Annotated in this window: 14 protein-coding genes; 11 read left to right on the top strand and 3 right to left on the bottom strand. The window is 71.3% G+C overall.

Annotated features, from left to right (window positions below; all coding sequences use genetic code 11):
* Positions 1–191: 191 nt before the first annotated feature.
* Positions 192–539, top strand: coding sequence for a Rieske (2Fe-2S) protein (locus ACOADB_RS05535; RefSeq protein WP_378596939.1), 348 nt, complete (start codon positions 192–194; stop codon positions 537–539).
* 310 nt (positions 540–849) lie between these two features.
* Here the strand turns inward: ACOADB_RS05535 and ACOADB_RS05530 are convergent, their stop codons facing one another.
* Positions 850–3,831 carry an ATP-binding protein gene (locus tag ACOADB_RS05530; protein WP_378596938.1) on the bottom strand — a complete coding sequence of 994 codons (2,982 nt, stop codon included), beginning with the start codon at positions 3,829–3,831 and terminating at the stop codon, positions 850–852.
* A gap of 29 nt (positions 3,832–3,860) precedes the next feature.
* Complete coding sequence (locus tag ACOADB_RS05525) at positions 3,861–4,934, bottom strand: class I SAM-dependent methyltransferase (protein ID WP_378596937.1); 1,074 nt, start codon at positions 4,932–4,934, stop codon at positions 3,861–3,863.
* 139 nt (positions 4,935–5,073) lie between these two features.
* On the opposite strand from ACOADB_RS05525, the gene ACOADB_RS05520 reads away from it, so the two are divergent.
* Both ACOADB_RS05520 and ACOADB_RS05515 read left to right on the top strand, forming a co-directional pair.
* The gene (locus ACOADB_RS05520; RefSeq protein ID WP_378596936.1) at positions 5,074–5,499 is read left to right on the top strand and encodes a nuclear transport factor 2 family protein; all 426 of its coding nucleotides are present in this window, start codon (positions 5,074–5,076) and stop codon (positions 5,497–5,499) included.
* Complete coding sequence (locus ACOADB_RS05515; protein ID WP_378596935.1) at positions 5,496–6,347, top strand: alpha/beta fold hydrolase; 852 nt, start codon at positions 5,496–5,498, stop codon at positions 6,345–6,347. The genes ACOADB_RS05520 and ACOADB_RS05515 overlap by 4 nt, the downstream gene beginning before the upstream one ends.
* 43 nt (positions 6,348–6,390) lie before the next feature.
* On the opposite strand, the gene ACOADB_RS05510 is transcribed toward ACOADB_RS05515, so the two are convergent.
* Positions 6,391–7,236: a LysR family transcriptional regulator gene (locus tag ACOADB_RS05510; protein WP_378596934.1), complete on the bottom strand. Its 846-nt coding sequence runs from the start codon at positions 7,234–7,236 to the stop codon at positions 6,391–6,393.
* A gap of 128 nt (positions 7,237–7,364) precedes the next feature.
* On the opposite strand from ACOADB_RS05510, the gene ACOADB_RS05505 reads away from it, so the two are divergent.
* The 8 genes from ACOADB_RS05505 to ACOADB_RS05470 all read left to right on the top strand — a co-directional run.
* A complete protein-coding gene (locus ACOADB_RS05505; RefSeq protein ID WP_378596933.1) occupies positions 7,365–8,720 on the top strand; it encodes an LLM class flavin-dependent oxidoreductase in 1,356 nt (451 codons plus the stop codon).
* Between the two features lie 77 nt (positions 8,721–8,797).
* Positions 8,798–10,348, top strand: coding sequence for an ABC transporter substrate-binding protein (locus ACOADB_RS05500; protein ID WP_378596932.1), 1,551 nt, complete (start codon positions 8,798–8,800; stop codon positions 10,346–10,348).
* Entirely contained in the window at positions 10,345–11,400 is a 1,056-nt protein-coding gene (locus ACOADB_RS05495) for an ABC transporter permease (RefSeq protein WP_378596931.1), read from the top strand. Before ACOADB_RS05500 ends, ACOADB_RS05495 begins: the two co-directional genes overlap by 4 nt.
* Positions 11,397–12,290: an ABC transporter permease gene (locus tag ACOADB_RS05490; RefSeq protein WP_378596930.1), complete on the top strand. Its 894-nt coding sequence runs from the start codon at positions 11,397–11,399 to the stop codon at positions 12,288–12,290. Before ACOADB_RS05495 ends, ACOADB_RS05490 begins: the two co-directional genes overlap by 4 nt.
* Positions 12,274–13,314, top strand: a complete 1,041-nt coding sequence (locus ACOADB_RS05485; protein ID WP_378596929.1) for an ABC transporter ATP-binding protein — start codon at positions 12,274–12,276, stop codon at positions 13,312–13,314. The genes ACOADB_RS05490 and ACOADB_RS05485 overlap by 17 nt, the downstream gene beginning before the upstream one ends.
* Positions 13,311–14,387: an ABC transporter ATP-binding protein gene (locus tag ACOADB_RS05480; protein WP_378596928.1), complete on the top strand. Its 1,077-nt coding sequence runs from the start codon at positions 13,311–13,313 to the stop codon at positions 14,385–14,387. Before ACOADB_RS05485 ends, ACOADB_RS05480 begins: the two co-directional genes overlap by 4 nt.
* Positions 14,384–15,535 carry an LLM class flavin-dependent oxidoreductase gene (locus tag ACOADB_RS05475; protein ID WP_378596927.1) on the top strand — a complete coding sequence of 384 codons (1,152 nt, stop codon included), beginning with the start codon at positions 14,384–14,386 and terminating at the stop codon, positions 15,533–15,535. Before ACOADB_RS05480 ends, ACOADB_RS05475 begins: the two co-directional genes overlap by 4 nt.
* Positions 15,536–15,538: 3 nt before the next feature.
* On the top strand, positions 15,539–16,381 hold an 843-nt coding region (locus ACOADB_RS05470; protein WP_378596926.1), incomplete at its 3' end, for a CaiB/BaiF CoA transferase family protein.

The following is a 16,381-nucleotide window of genomic DNA, read 5'->3' as shown; positions in this document are numbered from 1 at the left end:
CGACCGAACCACCGACACCAGCGACCTGGTACTACTCGATGTCGGCACCCTCGACACAGTCGCCAACATCCACCTACCCACCCGCGGGCCGCACGGCTTCCAAGGGAACTGGGTTCCGTCCGCCTGACCGCTATCGGGCTGCCGCTTCGCAGCCAAGTCTTTGACCGACATCACGACGAGAAGAGGACATCATGACCAGAGTCGGACCCGCAGACGAGTTGATGCCGGGGAGTCTCACACGCGCTGGGAAGTACGCCGTAGGCAACAACGGCGACTACTTCGCCGTATCGCGCAAGTGCAGGCACCTGGGAGGGGACCTCGACGAAGGAAACATCGACGCCGACGGCTGCGTCGTCTGCCCGTGGCACGCGGCTAAGTACGACGTGCAGACCGGCCGGATGGTTCGAGGCCCCCAAGGCATCTTCGCCAAGATCCCCGGCCTCGGCGCGCTGTTCAAGGCCCTGACAAGGGTCGTGCCGCTCGGTCGGGCAACCGTCGAAGTCCGCGAAGGCGACCTCCACGTCGTCGAGAATGCCTGATAGCTACGCCCGTCGCCGGACTCGCCACGTCATCGAAAGTACATCGCCTGCGACCTTCCGGAGAATTGTCTTGTAGGCCAGTTGTAGGCAAAGTCGGCATGGATGCGCTGGGACGTCGGTGGACGTGCGTGGAACCGAAATGTGCCTCTGACCTGCGGGTATACTGAAAGTTCAGCGTGGAGCGAGGGCCGGAATCACCTGTAGGTATAACTCATAACCCAGAGGTCGCAGGTTCAAATCCTGCCCCCGCTACAAAGTTCAGGCCCGGAATCCACGGATTCCGGGCCTGAAAGCATTCACGAGGATCCGCTCAGCCGGGCCGGTAGGCGCACCACGCGCCGGTCTGCACCGCGCCGGCAAGGTGGTCACCGAGTTCGGGATCCAGGTCAGTGACGCGGCGTACGGCATCACGGATCCGGGACGTGACCGCCTTCCTGGCGCGCTCGGCGTCGTCACCGAGCCGCCGGTCACGACCGCCGAGGCCGACTGCGGCCGCGAGCTCGTCGACCAGCGCCGCCCGCTCGTCCCGGGCGCGCTCGGCGCGGCCGAGGTCGCCCGCGACAGCCGCGTCGTCGATCTCCTCTTCGAGCTCCTCGAGTCGTCGCCGGTAGGAGGCCTTCGCCTGGGCATCGAGGACCGGATCGGCCCCCGATGTCGGCCGCCCCGACATGAGCTCGGTGGCGGCGACGTCCTGGCCGCGCCGCCCGACCAGGCAGGCGAGGTCGCGGATGCCCTTGCTGTCCGGGAGGTGAGCGGACCGACCCTGCCAGGTCAGGGTCCACACCTCGCCGGAGCGGACGAACCGCGGGATGTCTGAGCTCGCGACCTCGATCGACTCGCGGAGGCCGGCGGCGTGCTGCTGCCAGCGAGGCGCGCCGAGCGCGGCCGCCATGGTTGCCGCGGCGTCGTAGTGGCGGCGCGCCGCGTCGGCATCGTCGAGCGCCAGCGCCAGGTGGCCGAGGTAGAGGTCGACCGGTCCCCAGAACGACGCGCACCCGCCGACGACGACGTTCGTTCCGGCGTACGGCAACAGCTGCAGATAGGAGCGTTCGGCCTCCGTGGTGTGCCCGCCGACCGCCAGCGCCTCGGCCGCGAGCGCCTCGAACTCGAGGTCGTACTTGTCCACGGGGAGGACGTCGAGGGACAGGGTCTGCGCGATCCGGCGCGCCTCCTCGGGATCGCCCTCGGTCCGCAGCACCGCCGCGGTGAAGGCGTCGCGCATCGGGATCAGGTCGATCTGGTTCATCGTCTCCAGGAGGGCCAGTCGTTCCCCGGTGAAGAGCGACAGGGGCCACTGCAGGGTGCCGTGGACACCGGCCGCGTCCGGGATCCCGATCCGCGTGCCGAGTGCGTACGCCGCCGCGCTCGCCTCACGCGCCTCGTCGACCGCGCCGGTGATCAGCCGTAGCGTCGCCGAGCGGCTCAGGGCCTCCCAGCGGCCGCGCGCGTGCCCGAGGTACTCCTCCTCGCGGCAGTAGTGCGCGAGCTCGACGAGGCCCCGCCGGTCGTTGGTCTCCAGCAGGCACGCGGCCCGAAGGACGCGTGCCTGGGCCGCCAGCTCGGTGTCGCCCGCCGCGACGGCGGCCTCGGCCATCTCGGCCACGACGGGCAGTCGGGCCCCCGCGGTGCCGGCGTTCCACATGGCGTCGTGCAGCGCGAGCAGGCAGGTCGCGAGCACCCGGGGGTTGTCGGTGAGCTCGCGCGCGGCGCGGACGGCCGCCTCGGCCGTGTGCTGCCACTCCTCGGCCGGCCCGTTCGCGTGCCTGTGCTCGCGGGCGAGGGCCGCGAGCAGGAGTGCCCGTTCGGGGGTCCCGCTCTCCACCGCCTCGGTGGCCTCCTCGAGGAGCCCCACCTGGGTGTCGTGGTCGCCGCGCGCGCCGACCTGGTGCAGCCCCAGCGCGGCGGCGGTCAGCGCGTCGACGTCACCCACGGCCCGCGCGCCCGCAGCCGCCGTCAGGAACGACCCGCGCGCGGCGGGGTCGCCCGCCCGCAGCTCCGCCTCCGCCACGGAGAGGAGCAACCGGGGGTCGGGGCCTGCAGAGAGCTCGAGCGCCCGACGGTGGAGCCGGACGGCCTCCTCGTGACCGAGCCGGGTCGTGGCTTCGGCAGCGGCGCGCGAGAGCCAGGCAACGGCGAGCTGCGCACGGTGATCGTCGTGGGCGGTCGGCGTCTCGGGCACCGCGGCAGCGAGGTGGGCCGCGATCCGCCCGGCCGGTGCGGCGCCGTCGGCGGCTGTCAGCTCGATCCACGCCTCGGCCACCGTGCCGTGCCGGGCGCGGCGGTCCTCCGCCGTCAGCTCCGCGAGCACCGCCTCCCGATAGAGGTCGTGGACGAACGGGCGGTCGGGCTCCGGGCCTTCCTCGACCAGCACCCGGGCCATTCGTGCCTCGGTGAGGAGCCTCGCGATCTCAGGTCCCGGCACGCCCGTCGCCCGATGGAGCAGAGCCGGATCGGTCGTGTCCGCCACCGCGACCACGCCGAGCAGCTCGCGGCAGGTTCCGGTCAGGGGCGTCAGCCGCTGGCGGAGTGTCTCGGTCACCGTGGCCGGGAGGGCGCGGCTGTCGGTCGCGCCGGTGCCACGCGCGACCATCAACCGCGCGAGCTCCCTCACGAAGAGCGGGTTGCCGGCCGTCCGCGACCGGAGGACATCGGCGTCGAGCTGCCCCGGGGCCGTCCCGGTGATCGTCGTGACGAGTCCGGTGACGGCCTCGGAGTCGAGGCCGCCGAGCGTGATGCCCTCGGCGTTCGCAGCAAGGCGATCGAGCGTCGCCGGGGCCTCGACGTCGCGGTAGGTGCCGATGATGAGCAAACGCTGCCCGCCGATCTGACGGGCCGCGACGTCGAGCAGCTCCAGCGACGGCTGGTCGGCCCAGTGGAGGTCGTCGAGGACCATGACCGCGCCGGTCTCACCGGCGAGGGTGGCGAGCGCGCCGATCACGCTTTCGTGCAGTTCGAACCGGGCTGTCGCGTCGTCGGCGGCGACGACTCCGCTGCCACCCTCGAGCAGGGTCAGGGCCCGGTGCGCGTCCTCGTCCAGCGCCCGCACCACCTGCGACCACGGCCAGTACGCCGGAGCGCCGCCGCCCGGGGGACAGGACGTCCAGATGACCCGCGCCCCGCGGCCGCGGGCGATCGCGCCCACCTCCCGGACCAGGGCGGTCTTGCCGATGCCCGGGTCACCGGTCACGAGCAGCAGCCGACCGGCACCGGCGAGCGCCTCGTCGAGAGCGCCGACGGCGACAGCCAGCGCCGGTTCGCGGCCGACCAGCCGACCACCCATGCTCGCGGCCATGTCACGCATTCTGCTCCGTTGCGGCCCGCTCAGGGGCGCAGTTGGAGGAGCAGGTTCATCGGCGCCTCGACGTCGAGCCGCGTCACCCTCGTGAAGCCCGCGGCGGCGGCTGTCTCGCGCAGCTTCACCTCGCCGGCCACGGTCCCCAGTGGGTGCCCTTCCTGCGCGACGCCATTGGGGGTGCAGACGGTGGTGGAGACCGAGTACCAGAGCCGGCCGACCGGCGTCAGGTTGTCCTCGAGCGAATCGCCGGCAGCAGGCTCGATCAGCAGGACGGAGCCCTCGGGGCTGAGTGCCTCGCGGGCGTGCACCAGGGCCCCGACGGGGTCGCCCAGGTCGTGCAGGCTGTCGACGAACGTGATCAGGTCGTACGCCGTACCGGGGTAGTCCTTCGCGGTCGCCACCTCGGCGTGGACCCGGTCGCCGACCCCCGCGTCGGTCGCGGTGCTCCTGGACCGGGCGATCGACGCGTCGTGGTAGTCGAAGCCGTAGACGGTCGCGCCGGGGTAGAGCCGGGCGAGCGCGGTGGCCATGCCGCCGTACCCGCAGCCGACGTCCGCGACCTTGCCGCCAGCAGCGAGGAGCGCGTCGCCGCCGTCCATCGCGGCCAGCCAGGCGGGCAGGAACGGGATGACGCTCGCGTCGCTGATGCCCGCCATCGCCTCCCAGTGCTCGGGAGACCGCTCGTGCCAGCCGAAGCCCTGCCCGGTGGCGAACCGGTCCCGGAACCTGGCCAGGTCTGCGCCCATCACGGCCATGCCCTCGCCGAACGCCGAGAACAGCGCCGTCGTGGCGTCGTCGGTGAGCACCGCAGCGACGGCGCCGGGCAGCGTGAAGGTCCCGGTGTTCGCGTCGTACTCGACATAGCCGGCCGCGGCCTGGGCGGCGAGCCACTCCCGGGTGTAGGGCTCGACCGTGCCCATCCGGTCCGCCAGCTCCGACGGCGTGACCGGCCCCGCCGCGGCCATCGCCTTCCAGGCGCCCGAGCTGATGCCGAGGAGCACCGTCGTCACGCCGATCGCGGCGGCGAAGTCACCCATCACCTTCTCCATCGCCTCTCCCACTGCCTCCTGGTCCACCTCGGGTCGTACGTCGGTCGTCATCAGCCTCTCCTGTCGTCCGGCGGTCGTGGTCGGCCGCTCGTCCCAGAGGCGCCAGATCGGATCTGGCGGGCGCCAGACGGCTTCTCGCGCCCAGGGAGTGAGGAATCAGAACCGATACCCAGGACCACCAGGAGGAGCCATGAAGACCCAGGTGACGATCCCGCCGCTCGTGCGACCGGGCACTGACGAGGAGGTGGCAGGCGCGTACGCCGCGGCGTACGCGAGCGCCGACTTCGAAGCGCTGCGAGAGATCCTCGCGCCGGACGTGGTGTCCCGGCTGCTGATGCCGGGAGACTTCCGCACGCTCCACGGCGCCGAGGCGTTCGTGGACGAGCTGGCCGGAGCGGTCTCGCAGGTGGATGGCTGGCGGCCGCATTCCTGGTCGGTGGTGGCGATCGGCGAGAAGTTCGCAACCCGGTCCCGGCTGGTGCTCGAAGTCGGCGGCGGCCGGTTCCAGCTGGAGCATCAGGAGGTGGTCGCGGTCCGGGACGGACGGGTCGTGGCGATCGACGGCGTGTGCAGCGGGTTCCGGCCGGTCGACACCCACCGGTCCGCGGTCCGATGAACGCGCTCACCGCCCGGTCGGCGCGGGTGTCGGGCCTCCAGGTCGAGGTGGTGGGCGAGGGGCCGCCGCTGCTGGTGGCGCACGGCGGGCCGGGGGCCAACCACGTTCTCTACCGGACGCTGGACGCGCTCGCCGTGGGGCGCCAGCTGGTCTTCTGGGACCACCGGGGCCACGGCCGGTCCGAGGCGCTGCCGGAGCGGCAGGTCGAGATCGCCGACTTCGCCGCCGACGTCGTAGCGGTCGCGGACGGTCTGGGGATCGAACGGTTCGCCCTGTTCGGCCACTCCTTCGGCGGCTGGGTCGCCCAGGAGGCTGCCCTGCGGCATGCGGACCGGATCGACGCGCTGGTGCTGGCGGGGACCACGCCCGGTCAGCTCGGGGCGAGCGAGTCGCCCGACGACGACCAGGGACCACCGCCGCCGGCGGAGATCGTCCGGCTGATGGGGACGATGCCGGCCACCGACGAAGAGGCGGCCGCACAGTATCGAGCCCTCGGCCCCTACTTCGCGCGTACGGCGGACCCGACCATCCTGGCCGCCGCGCTGGGGGAGACGCCGCCCTCGGCGGCGTCGATGGTGAGGGTGTTCGAGGCACTCGGCCGGTGGAGCTCGGTCGACCGGTTGGACCGGATCACCTGCCCGACCCTGGTCGTCGCCGGACGGTACGACGACTTCTGCTCGCTCGCCCAGCACGAGCGCATCGCCCGACGGATCACCGGCGCGGAGCTGGCGGTGTTCGAGCGGAGCGGGCACTTTCCCTGGCTGGAGGAGCCGGACGTGTTCTTCGAGCGGATCGGGGGATGGCTGGACGACAAGTTCGGGAGCGTCGGCGCCGCCACGGCAATCTGACCGCCACCGTCCCGAGCATCTCGGCGACCACCTCGTCGATGCTTCAGGACCGGTCAAGAAGTGGTCGGATGGCCTCGGCCGTGGCCCGGGCCACGCCGGTGGGCAGGCCGGGCCGCGCGCAGACGTAGAGCCGGATCGGCTCGGGTGCGGGCAGGTCCTCACGACGGACCAGGCCGGCGGGGGTCTGGCCGAGGGTGGCCATCAACGCGACGCCAACCCCGGCGCCGACGGCCGCCTGGACGCCGGCGAGCTGCGTCGCCTCCGACCCGATGATCGCGGGCACGCCATGGGCAGCAAGTGTCTCGAGGGCGCGGCTGCGCAGGGCGCAAGGGCTGTCGAAGGCCACCACGGGCAGCCGGTCCGGTGCGGCCGGTGGGGTCCAGGTGGGGGAGGAGTACCAGGCGAGCTCGAGGTCTCCCACGGGCAGCGCGTGCGGGTCGTTCGCGTTGAGCATCAGGGCGAGGTCGATCGATCCGGCGGCCAGTCCCTCACGGAGCCGGGTGCCGCGGTCGATGCGGAACCGGAAGCCGAAGGCCCCTTTCTCCTCGAGAGCGGCGGCGAGCGAGGGGAGGAGCTGGGCGGCGGCGTGCTCGGTCGACCCGATCGTGATCTGTTGGACCTGGTCGACCGCGAAGGCCCCCAGCGCGTCGTCATGGGCAGCGAGGATCTGGCGGGCATGGCCGACGAGCCGTTCGCCGCTGGACGTGAACCGCGATCCTCGGCCGTGCTTCTCGACGAGCTTGGCGCCCACGACGGCCTCGAGGCGTCGTACGTGCTGGCTCACGGCGCCCTGGCTGAGGTGCAGGTGCGTGGCCGCGTGCTGGAAGCCGCCGCGGTCCGCGATGGCGACCAGGCTGCGCAGCGGTCCAATGTCAAGAAACTTGGTCACCAAACAAGAGTAACCGCTACCGATCACGTCCCGTGATCGGTTCGGATCATGAACCCTCCTTGGACCGCCCTCGCTAACTCAAGTAGTTTGATAGACAAACATCAACTCGTGCGAGGGAGCAGATCGACATGGCGTCGAACCGGCAGATCCACCTGGGTGCGGTGCCGTACGGCACCGGCGGCCCGGGCAGCCACACGTTGTGGCTGGACCCGGAGATCCCCGGTGATGCAAGCGTCAACGTCGCGTGGTTCACCGAGATCGCCCAGCTGGCCGAGCGCGGCCGTTTCGACCTGCTCTTCATCGTGGACAGCCAGTTCATCACGCCGTACTCGCCACCCCACTACCTCAACCGACTCGAGCCGCTGACCCTGCTCAGTGCCCTCGCCACCCAGACCAGCCGCATCGGCCTGGTGGGTACGGCGACGACGAGCTTCAACAGCCCGTTCAACCTGGTCCGCCGGCTCGGTTCCCTCGACCTGATCAGTGGCGGCCGGGCGGGCTGGAACGTCGTGACCACCGGTGACGCAGGGACGGCGTCCAACTACGGGCTCGAGGAGCACTACGACTACGACACCCGCTACGGCAGGGCGCAGGAGTTCGTCGAGCTGGCCCGGGCGCTGTGGGACTCCTACGAGGACGACGCGTTCGTCCGGGACCGGGAGAGTGGGGTCTTCCTGGATCGCACCAAGCAGCACGTGCTGAACCACGAGGGCGAGCACTTCAAGGTCCGGGGCCCCCTCAACCTGGTGCGCTCCGCCCAGGGCCACCCGGTCGTGTTCCAGGCGGGTGACTCCGACCAGGGGCGTGACCTCGGAGCCAGCGTGGGGGAGGGCATCTTCACCCACGCGCCGGACATCCCCGCCGGCCAGGCCTTCTACGACGACATCAAGACCCGCGCCCGGACCAGGTTCGGTCGCAACCCGGACGACCTCGTGATCATGCCCGGCATCAAGGTCGTCGTCGGCGACACCGACGAAGAGGCCCGCGAGATCGAGGCGTTCAACAACGACCGCGACCACACCTTCTCCGCGGCTCTCGCGGAGTTCGGCCGTCCCTTCGGATGGCACGACTTCACGCAGTACGACCTCGACGCACCGTTCCCCGCGGAGACCCTCGAGCTCGGCCGCCGGTCGTTCTTCACCCAGGCGAAGGCGGTCACCGAGCGCGCGATCGAGAACGGGTGGACCCTGCGCCAGACGGTCGAGGCCACCCGCTACTTCCGCAAGAGCGAGTTCGTCGGTTCGCCCACGACGGTCGCCGACAAGCTCATCGAATGGTGGGACGCCCGCGCCTGCGACGGCTTCAACATCGGCGTCGACCACCCGGCCAACTTCCGCCGCTTCGTCGACGACGTCGTGCCGATCCTCCAGGAGCGCGGTGTGTTCCGCGCCGACTACGAAGCAACGACCTTGCGTGGGCATCTCGGGTTGCCCGTCCCGGTCAACCGTCACGCTGCGGCCCGCGCGGCCAGCGAGACGGCCTGAACCCCGGGCGTCCGGCTGCACCCGCCGGGCGCCCGGTCCCACCACACCGAAACACCTCAACCCGAAAGCAGATCTCGATGTCCCTCCGTTCCCGTCCGCCTGCAACGAACCTGAACCGCCGTACCTTCCTGGGCGCCAGCCTGGGCGCGGGCCTGATCCTGGCGCTGGAAGCATGCGGCGGTACGTCGTCCGGTACTGGCTCCGGCAGCGGCTCGGGCACCATCAAGTGGGCCTGGCAGCTGCCGACGACGTGGGACCCGGTCACCTCGTCGGCAGGCTCGGACGTCCAGATGCTCGCCCTGGCCTACGACCCGATCACCGCGCTGGACCAGGAGGGCAACGCCATTCCGTGGTTGGCCGAGTCGTGGAAGTACGACGCCTCGGGCAAGCGGGTGACGTTCACCTTGCGCTCCGGTCTGAAGTTCAGCGACGGCAGCCCCCTCGACGCCACCGCCGTCGCGAAGTCGATCGAACGCGGTCGCACCCAGGACGGCTCCCTCATCGCGCCGCAGATGAAGACGATCAAGAAGGTCTCGGCATCGGGCGCCCGTGACGTCGTGGTGGAGCTGAGCGAGGTCGACTACCAGTACCCCTTGCTGTTCGCAGGCAAGACCGGCATGGTCGTCAACCCCGCGGTCTTCGAGAAGGACGCGGCGTCGCTCGCCACGCAACCTGCGGGTTCGGGCCCGTTCCAGGTGACCAAGTACACCCAGAACGACCACGCCTCGGCGAAGAAGAACCCGAACTTCCTGGCCGCGGACGAGATCAAGGTCGACGCCTTCGAGCTCTACCCGCAGGCAGACCCGGCCACCGTCGTCGCGTCCGTCCAGTCGGGCCAGTACAACCTCGCCCGGATCGGCGGCGCACAGGTGCAGCAGGCCAAGGACGCCGGACTGGACGTCCAGATCCTGGAGTCGATGTTCGTCAGCGTCCTGGACGTCCACGCAGGCAAGGCCCCGTTCGACGACCCGGCCGTCGTGGAGGCGCTGAAGTTCGCGATCGACCGGGAGAAGATCAAGGAGGTCGCCAACTTCGGCATCGGCGACGTCAACTACCAGCCCTTCCCGCCGGGGTACGTCGGCTACAACCCCGCGCTTGCGGACGTCTACGCCCACAACCCGGACAAGGCGCGCCAGATCCTGGCCGATGCCGGCTACACCAAGCCGGTCCCGGCGGTGTTGACCAGCTCCGGGTTCGCGCCGGCCGCTGTCGAGCTGATCCAGGCGCAGCTCAAGGAGGTCGGGATCGAGGTCAGGATCGAGACCATCCCCCAGACGCAGCACACCCAGCTCGTCTACATCGAGCACTCGAAGGCGCTGGCCTACGACGGGTTCGCGGGTCGCGAGTCCCCGGTGCAGGCCTTCCAGGTGCTGTTCGGCGCCGAAGGGCTGATGAACCCGAACCGTCAGTCCAACGCGGATCTCGAGGCCCAGCTCAAGAAGGTCAAGGAGACGCCGACCGACGACCCGGGCTACCCGGCACTGCTCCAGGAGGCCACCCGGATCGCGGTCACCACCTATCCGAACACCTTCCTGTACCTGACGCCGTCGATCATCGCCCGCAAGGGCGTCTCCGAGCTGCCGAAGTCCCCGAGCCTGCGCCGCTTCGAGGGGGTGTCCACGTCATGAGCGTGGCCGCTCCCGCCCGGCCGGTGACCATCACGGTCACCGGCCGCGGGACGGTGGCGGGCGTCGTACGACGCACCACGCCGTGGTTGCGGTCCCTGGCCGGTTCCCTCGCCATCACCATCACGGTGCTCCTCCTCGCCTCGGTGATCACCTTCGCGCTCGGCGCCCTCAGCGACAGCAACCCGGCGGCCGCGGCGCTGGGGGAGACCGCCACGCCGGAGGACATCGCCCGCCTCAACCACGAGTTCGGCCTCGACCGACCGCTGGTCGTGCAGTACTTCAGCTGGGTGGGCAACGGACTCACCGGAGACCTCGGCCGGTCGTGGTTCACGACCATCCCGGTCGCCGACAGCATCCGCGCCGCGCTGCCCGTGGACCTGTCGATCGCCGCCTTGGCCCTGGCCCTGGCGATCGTCATCGGCGGTGGTGCCGGCATCGGCGCCGCGCTCAGCAACGGCGGTGTGTTCGACCGCGCGGTCACGCTGGTGTGCTCCCTGCTGGGCACCCTGCCGCCCTTCGTCATCGGCATGGCCCTGATCGTCGTGTTCTCCGTCAAGCTCGAGCTGCTGCCCGCCGGCGGCTACGTCCCGATCGGGGTCGACCCCGTGCAGTGGCTGCGGTTCTCGATCCTGCCCGGCCTGGCCCTGAGCCTCGACGTGGCCGCTTCGATCGCACGCCAGCTGCGGACCTCGCTCACCGGCGAGCTGCGTGAGAACTATGCGGTCGGTGCGGAGATGCGCGGATTCGGGCGGCGCCGCGTGCTCTTCGGGCACGTCCTGCGCAACGCGGCCGGCCCGACGCTGGCCGTGATCGGTCTCGCCATCCCGCTGATCATCGGCGGCGCGGTGATGACGGAGAAGCTCTTCGGGCTCCCCGGTGTCGCCCAGCTCGCCCTGCAGTCCGCCGAGCGCGGTGACGTGCCGGTCGTTCTCGGGACCCTGCTGGTCACGGCCGTGGTGGTCGTCATCGCCAGCCTGGTGATCAACGTCCTGCAGACGCTGCTCAACCCGGTCGCCCGCCGTGGCGACGGCACGGCGGGGGTGGCCCGATGAGGACCCTCGCAGCCCTGTGGCGGGTGCCGAGCGCACGCCTTGCCCTCGTCATCCTGTTCGGTGTCGGTTTCCTTGCGCTCTTCGGCGGCGCCCTCGCCCCGCACGACCCGCTCCATCAGTACACCGACGAGGTCCTGCAGGGTCCCAGCGCGAGCCACCTCCTCGGGACCGACTACGTCGGCCGTGACGTGCTCAGTCGCCTGATGGAGGGGACCCGCCTCTCGGTGGTCGGTGCGGTCGAGGCGGTGCTCATCGGCGGACTCCTCGGGGTACCGGCCGGACTGGCATCGGCCTGGCTCGGGCCGCGCCTGGAGTGGATCACGCTCCGCACGAGCGACACCCTCGTGGTCCTGCCGTTCACGGTCTTCGCCATCGCGGTGGCCGGCACGCTCGGCAACGGGTTGCAGCAGGCCATGGTCGCGATCGGCGTCCTCATCAGCCCGGTCTTCTATCGCGTGACCCGTGCCGCGACGCTCGGCCTTCGCAAGGTGCAGTACGTCGAGGCCGCCGAGCTGATGGGTGCCACCGAGTGGTGGACCCTGCGTCGGCACATCTGGAGCAAGGTCCTGCCGAACGTCGCGGTGACAGCTGCCCATGCCACCGGATCTGCGCTGCTCGTGGTGGCCTCGCTGGCGTTCCTCGGCCTCGGCGTCACCCCGCCGGCGCCGACCTGGGGCGGGATGCTGTCGTCCGACCTGGGCTACCTCGCCCAGCAACCCTGGGCGCCCGTGTTCCCGGCGCTGCTCATGATGGCGACCGTCGGCTCCCTCAACCTGCTGGCCGACGCGATCCGCGATGCCACCGGAGCCACCGAGGCGCCCCGGCGCCGTACCCGAATCGTCTCGTCCGCCCCTGCCCGAAAGGAGCATTCCGATGTCGTCCCCGCATGAGGAGACCCGCGTGCAGAACACGCTGGAGGTCAACGAGCTCCAGGTCTCGGTCGCCGACGGGCTCGTCGCCGTCCACGACGTGTCCTTCGCGATCCGTCGGGGTGAGTCGGTCGGGCTGGTCGGTGAGTCGGGCAGTGGCAAGACGCTCACCTGCCGTGCCGTCCTCGGACTGCTCCCCGCCACCGGTCGGGTCGACGCCGGCCGCATCGTGCTCGGTGCGGGCACCGACGCGGTGGAGCTCACCGGGGCGCGACGATCGACGTGGGACCAGGTCCGGGCGGTGCGCATCGGCGCGGTGTTCCAGGACCCGGCGTCGTACCTCAACCCCTCACTCACCGTCGGCCACCAGCTGGCCGAGCAGCTGCGGGTCAAGGGCGGCCTATCGCGGCGGGCCGCGCAGCTTCGTTCAGTCGAGCTCTTCGACGAGGTCGGCCTGCACGACCCGGCCAACGTGTTCCACCAGTACCCGCACCAGCTCTCGGGCGGCATGCTGCAGCGCGTCCTGATCGCCATCGCGGTGTCGTGCGAGCCGGAGCTGCTCATCGCCGACGAGGCGACCACTGCCCTGGACGTGGTGATCCAGGCCGAGATCCTGGCCCTGCTGCGCCGGCTGCGGGACACGCACGGCCTGTCCCTGCTCCTGGTCACCCACGACCTCGCCGTCGTCGCCGAGAGCTGCGACCGCATCCTCGTCATGTACGGCGGCCAGGTGGTGGAGAGCGGACCGACGGACCAGGTGCTGCGCGATCCCCAGCACCCGTACACCCAGGCACTCATGGGAGTCGCGACGATCGGCAGCTGGCACCGGCGCCGGCTCGACGTGATCCCCGGCCAGCCGCCGGCGGCCGGTGAGCAGATGCCGGGATGCCGGTTCGCGCCACGGTGCGCCCACGCCATGGCGGCCTGTGTGACCGGCCCGGTGCCGGTCGCCGATCTCGGGGGAGAGCGGACCAGCCGCTGCGTCCTCGCGGACCCGCTGGCACGGGACACAAGCACGACGACGGCACAGGCGGTGTCGGCATGACGACGACCCAGGAACGGCCCCTGGTCACGGCGACCACACCGGAGTCGGCGCCCCTGCTGAGCGTCCGCGGCCTGTCGGTCTCCTACGCGCCACCGCGCAAGGGCACCCACCTCGGCACCGGTGCCGCACTCGTCGAGGCAGACCTCGACATCCGGTCGGGCGAGATCGTCGGCATCGTGGGCGAGACCGGTTCGGGCAAGACCACCCTCGCCCGGGCAACGGTCGGCCTGGTCGCACCCGCCGCAGGCACGATCGAGTTCGCGGGACAGGACATCGGTGGCCTGCGTGGCCGTGCCCGCCGGGCGTTCCGGCGTTCCGGGCAGGTCCAGCTGGTGTTCCAGGACCCGTTGCGTTCACTGGACCCCGACCTGACGGTCGCCAGCATCGTGCGGGAGCCGCTCGACATCGCGGGCACCCTGCCCCGGGCCGAGCGCGACCAGCGGGTGCGCGAGTCGCTGCGCCTGGTCGGCCTCGAGCCGGACGAGGTGCTGCTCCGGCGGCCGCGGCAGCTCTCGGGCGGCCAGCGCCAGCGGGTCTCCCTCGCCCGCGCCATCGCGACCCGACCCCGGCTCCTCTACTGCGACGAACCGGTCTCCGCGCTGGACGTGTCCAATCGCAACCTCGTGCTCAACCTCCTCGAGCAGCTGCGCACCGAGCTCGACCTGGCGGTCGTGATCATCGCGCACGACCTCAGCTCGCTGGCCGGCATCGCCGACCGCGTCGCGGTCTTCTACCGGGGCAGGCTCGTCGAGCAGGGCCCGATCCGCGCGGTGCTCGAGGACCCGGCACATCCGTACACCGCGTTGCTCACTGCTTCTGCGCCCAGCGTGGTCCAGGAGGACCGGCTCCGGCCCGATCAGCTGAAGCCGGCGCCCGACGCACCGGCCCGGCCGGTCGACGGTGGGTGCGTCTTCGCCCATCGCTGCCCGTTCGTCCACGACGCCTGCGCCGAACAGCCCGCACCCGCGCGCGTGCCCGACGCACCTGCCCGGCTCGCGTCGTGCCACGACGCGGTCACCTGGCGTGACCGGCTCGACCAACCTCACCCCCCGCTACGAGAGGCCACCTCATGACCCACGACCCCCGCTACCACGACGTCGAGATCCTCGGCATGATCGGCACCGCGGATGCCTCCGAGATCCGGCCCGGCAACGCCGCGGTCGTCGATGCCGACTACACCGCGCGCTTCGCACGGGCGCACGAGGACGGCGGGTTCGACCGGGTCCTGATCGGCTACGGCTCCGGATGGGCCGAAGGCAGCCAGGTCGCCGCCTTCGCCGCCGCCCACACCGAGCGGCTCGGCCTGCTCGTCGCGCACCGGCCGGGCGTCGTACACCCGACCCTGGCGGCGCGCACCTTCAGCACGCTCGACCAGTTCAGCAAGGGGCGGGTGGCGCTGAACATCGTCACCGGCAGCACCGACACCGAGCAACGGCGGGAGGGCGACTACCTGCCGCACGACGAGCGGTACGACCGCACCGACGAGTACCTCCAGGTGCTCCGCACCACGTGGGACACCAAGGGGCCACGGGACTTCGAGGGTCGCTACTACCGGTTCGAGGGCGCCACTCCGCAGGTGTTCCCCTACCAGGACCGTCATCTGGAGCTGTTCTTCGGCGGGAGCTCGCCCGCGGCGAACGTCGTCGGTGCGCGGCACGCCGACACCTACATGCTGTGGGGCGAGCCGTTGAAGGAGACGGGCGACCAGATCGCCGCCGTCACGCAGCGGGCTGCCGAGGCAGGACGTCCGCAGCGGCCGAGGATCTCGGTCTCCTTCCGGCCGATCCTCGGCGCGACCGACGAAGCAGCCTGGGAACGGGCGCACGGCATCGTGGACACCATCAACGGTGCCGCCGGAGCCCAGTTCCGGCAGAAGGTCGGGCTGCTGCACCCGCAGGGCCGGGCCCCGGAGAACACGGGCTCGCAGCGGTTGCTGGCCGTGGCCGAGAAGGGCGACCTGCACGACCGTTGCCTGTGGACCCCGACGACGAAGGCCGTGGGCGGCGGGGGCAACTCCACCGCCCTGGTCGGCTCGCCCGAGACCGTGGCTGCCGCGATGCTCGACTACGTCGAGATCGGCGTCGACACCGTGCTGATCCGCGGCTACGACCCGCTGCAGGACGCGATCGACTACGGCCGCGACCTCCTTCCGCTGGTCCGGCAGGAACTCGCGCACCGCGCCGCCACCCGCCGTACGGACACCGAAAGAGCGGCCGTCTGATCCATGAGGCCACTGGAAGGAGTGCGGGTCGTCGAGCTGGCGCACGTCGCCGCCGGACCGTTCACGGGCATGCTGCTCGCGGACCTCGGTGCCGACGTGGTCAAGGTCGAGCCGCCGAGCGGGGACCAGATGCGAGCCTGGCCGCCGTTCGCCGACGACGGCGAGGAGCGGTTCAGCCACAACTTCGCATCGGTGAACCGCAACAAGCGATCGGTCGTCGCCGACCTCAAGGACCCGGTCGACCTGGCCCGGGTGGGCGAGCTGGTCGCCGCAGCCGACGTGGTCGTGGAGAACTACCGGCCGGGCGTGCTCGATCGGCTCGGGCTCGGCTACGACACGGTGCGCGAGGGCCACCGCGGACTCGTCTACTGCTCGATCTCGGGGTACGGGCTGACCAGCCCGTACGTCGACCACGGCGCCTACGACGTCGTCATCCAGGGCATGTCGGGCCTGATGAGCGTCACCGGGGAACCGGACGGTGGCCCGGTCAAGGCGGGCGTGCCGGTCGGCGACTTCACCGCCGGTCTCTACGCGGCGTACACCATCGCGGCCCTGCTTCCCCAGGTCCGCAACAGCGGTACGTCGACGCGCATCGACTGCCCGATGCTCGATTGCCTCCTGGGCGTCTCCGCGCTCCAGACCAGCGAGTACTGGGGCTCCGGGATCGAGCCGCGCCGCCTCGGCACGGCCCACCCTCGCAACGCGCCGTACCAGGGCTTCGCTGCCGCCGACGCCGCCTTCACGGTCGCCGCCGGCAACGACCGGCTCTGGGCCGCGGTCGCCGAGGTCGTCGGCCTGCCCGAGCTCGCCGACGACCCGCGCTTTCGCCACCAGCTGGACCGGGTG

It is taken from the genome of Nocardioides sp. CPCC 206348 (genome assembly GCF_048654705.1).
Classification (GTDB): Bacteria; Actinomycetota; Actinomycetes; order Propionibacteriales; family Nocardioidaceae; genus Nocardioides.
This window is presented reverse-complemented; position numbering and strand designations above follow the sequence as displayed.

Coding starts and splice junctions, on each gene's coding strand:
- ACOADB_RS05495 (WP_378596931.1), top strand. CDS start 10,345: ATGAGCGTGGCCGCTCCCGCCCGGCCGGTGACCATCACGGTCACCGGC.
- ACOADB_RS05500 (WP_378596932.1), top strand. CDS start 8,798: ATGTCCCTCCGTTCCCGTCCGCCTGCAACGAACCTGAACCGCCGTACC.
- ACOADB_RS05480 (WP_378596928.1), top strand. CDS start 13,311: ATGACGACGACCCAGGAACGGCCCCTGGTCACGGCGACCACACCGGAG.
- ACOADB_RS05535 (WP_378596939.1), top strand. CDS start 192: ATGACCAGAGTCGGACCCGCAGACGAGTTGATGCCGGGGAGTCTCACA.
- ACOADB_RS05520 (WP_378596936.1), top strand. CDS start 5,074: ATGAAGACCCAGGTGACGATCCCGCCGCTCGTGCGACCGGGCACTGAC.
- ACOADB_RS05490 (WP_378596930.1), top strand. CDS start 11,397: ATGAGGACCCTCGCAGCCCTGTGGCGGGTGCCGAGCGCACGCCTTGCC.
- ACOADB_RS05515 (WP_378596935.1), top strand. CDS start 5,496: ATGAACGCGCTCACCGCCCGGTCGGCGCGGGTGTCGGGCCTCCAGGTC.
- ACOADB_RS05475 (WP_378596927.1), top strand. CDS start 14,384: ATGACCCACGACCCCCGCTACCACGACGTCGAGATCCTCGGCATGATC.
- ACOADB_RS05505 (WP_378596933.1), top strand. CDS start 7,365: ATGGCGTCGAACCGGCAGATCCACCTGGGTGCGGTGCCGTACGGCACC.
- ACOADB_RS05525 (WP_378596937.1), bottom strand. CDS start 4,934: ATGACGACCGACGTACGACCCGAGGTGGACCAGGAGGCAGTGGGAGAG.
- ACOADB_RS05530 (WP_378596938.1), bottom strand. CDS start 3,831: ATGGCCGCGAGCATGGGTGGTCGGCTGGTCGGCCGCGAACCGGCGCTG.
- ACOADB_RS05485 (WP_378596929.1), top strand. CDS start 12,274: ATGTCGTCCCCGCATGAGGAGACCCGCGTGCAGAACACGCTGGAGGTC.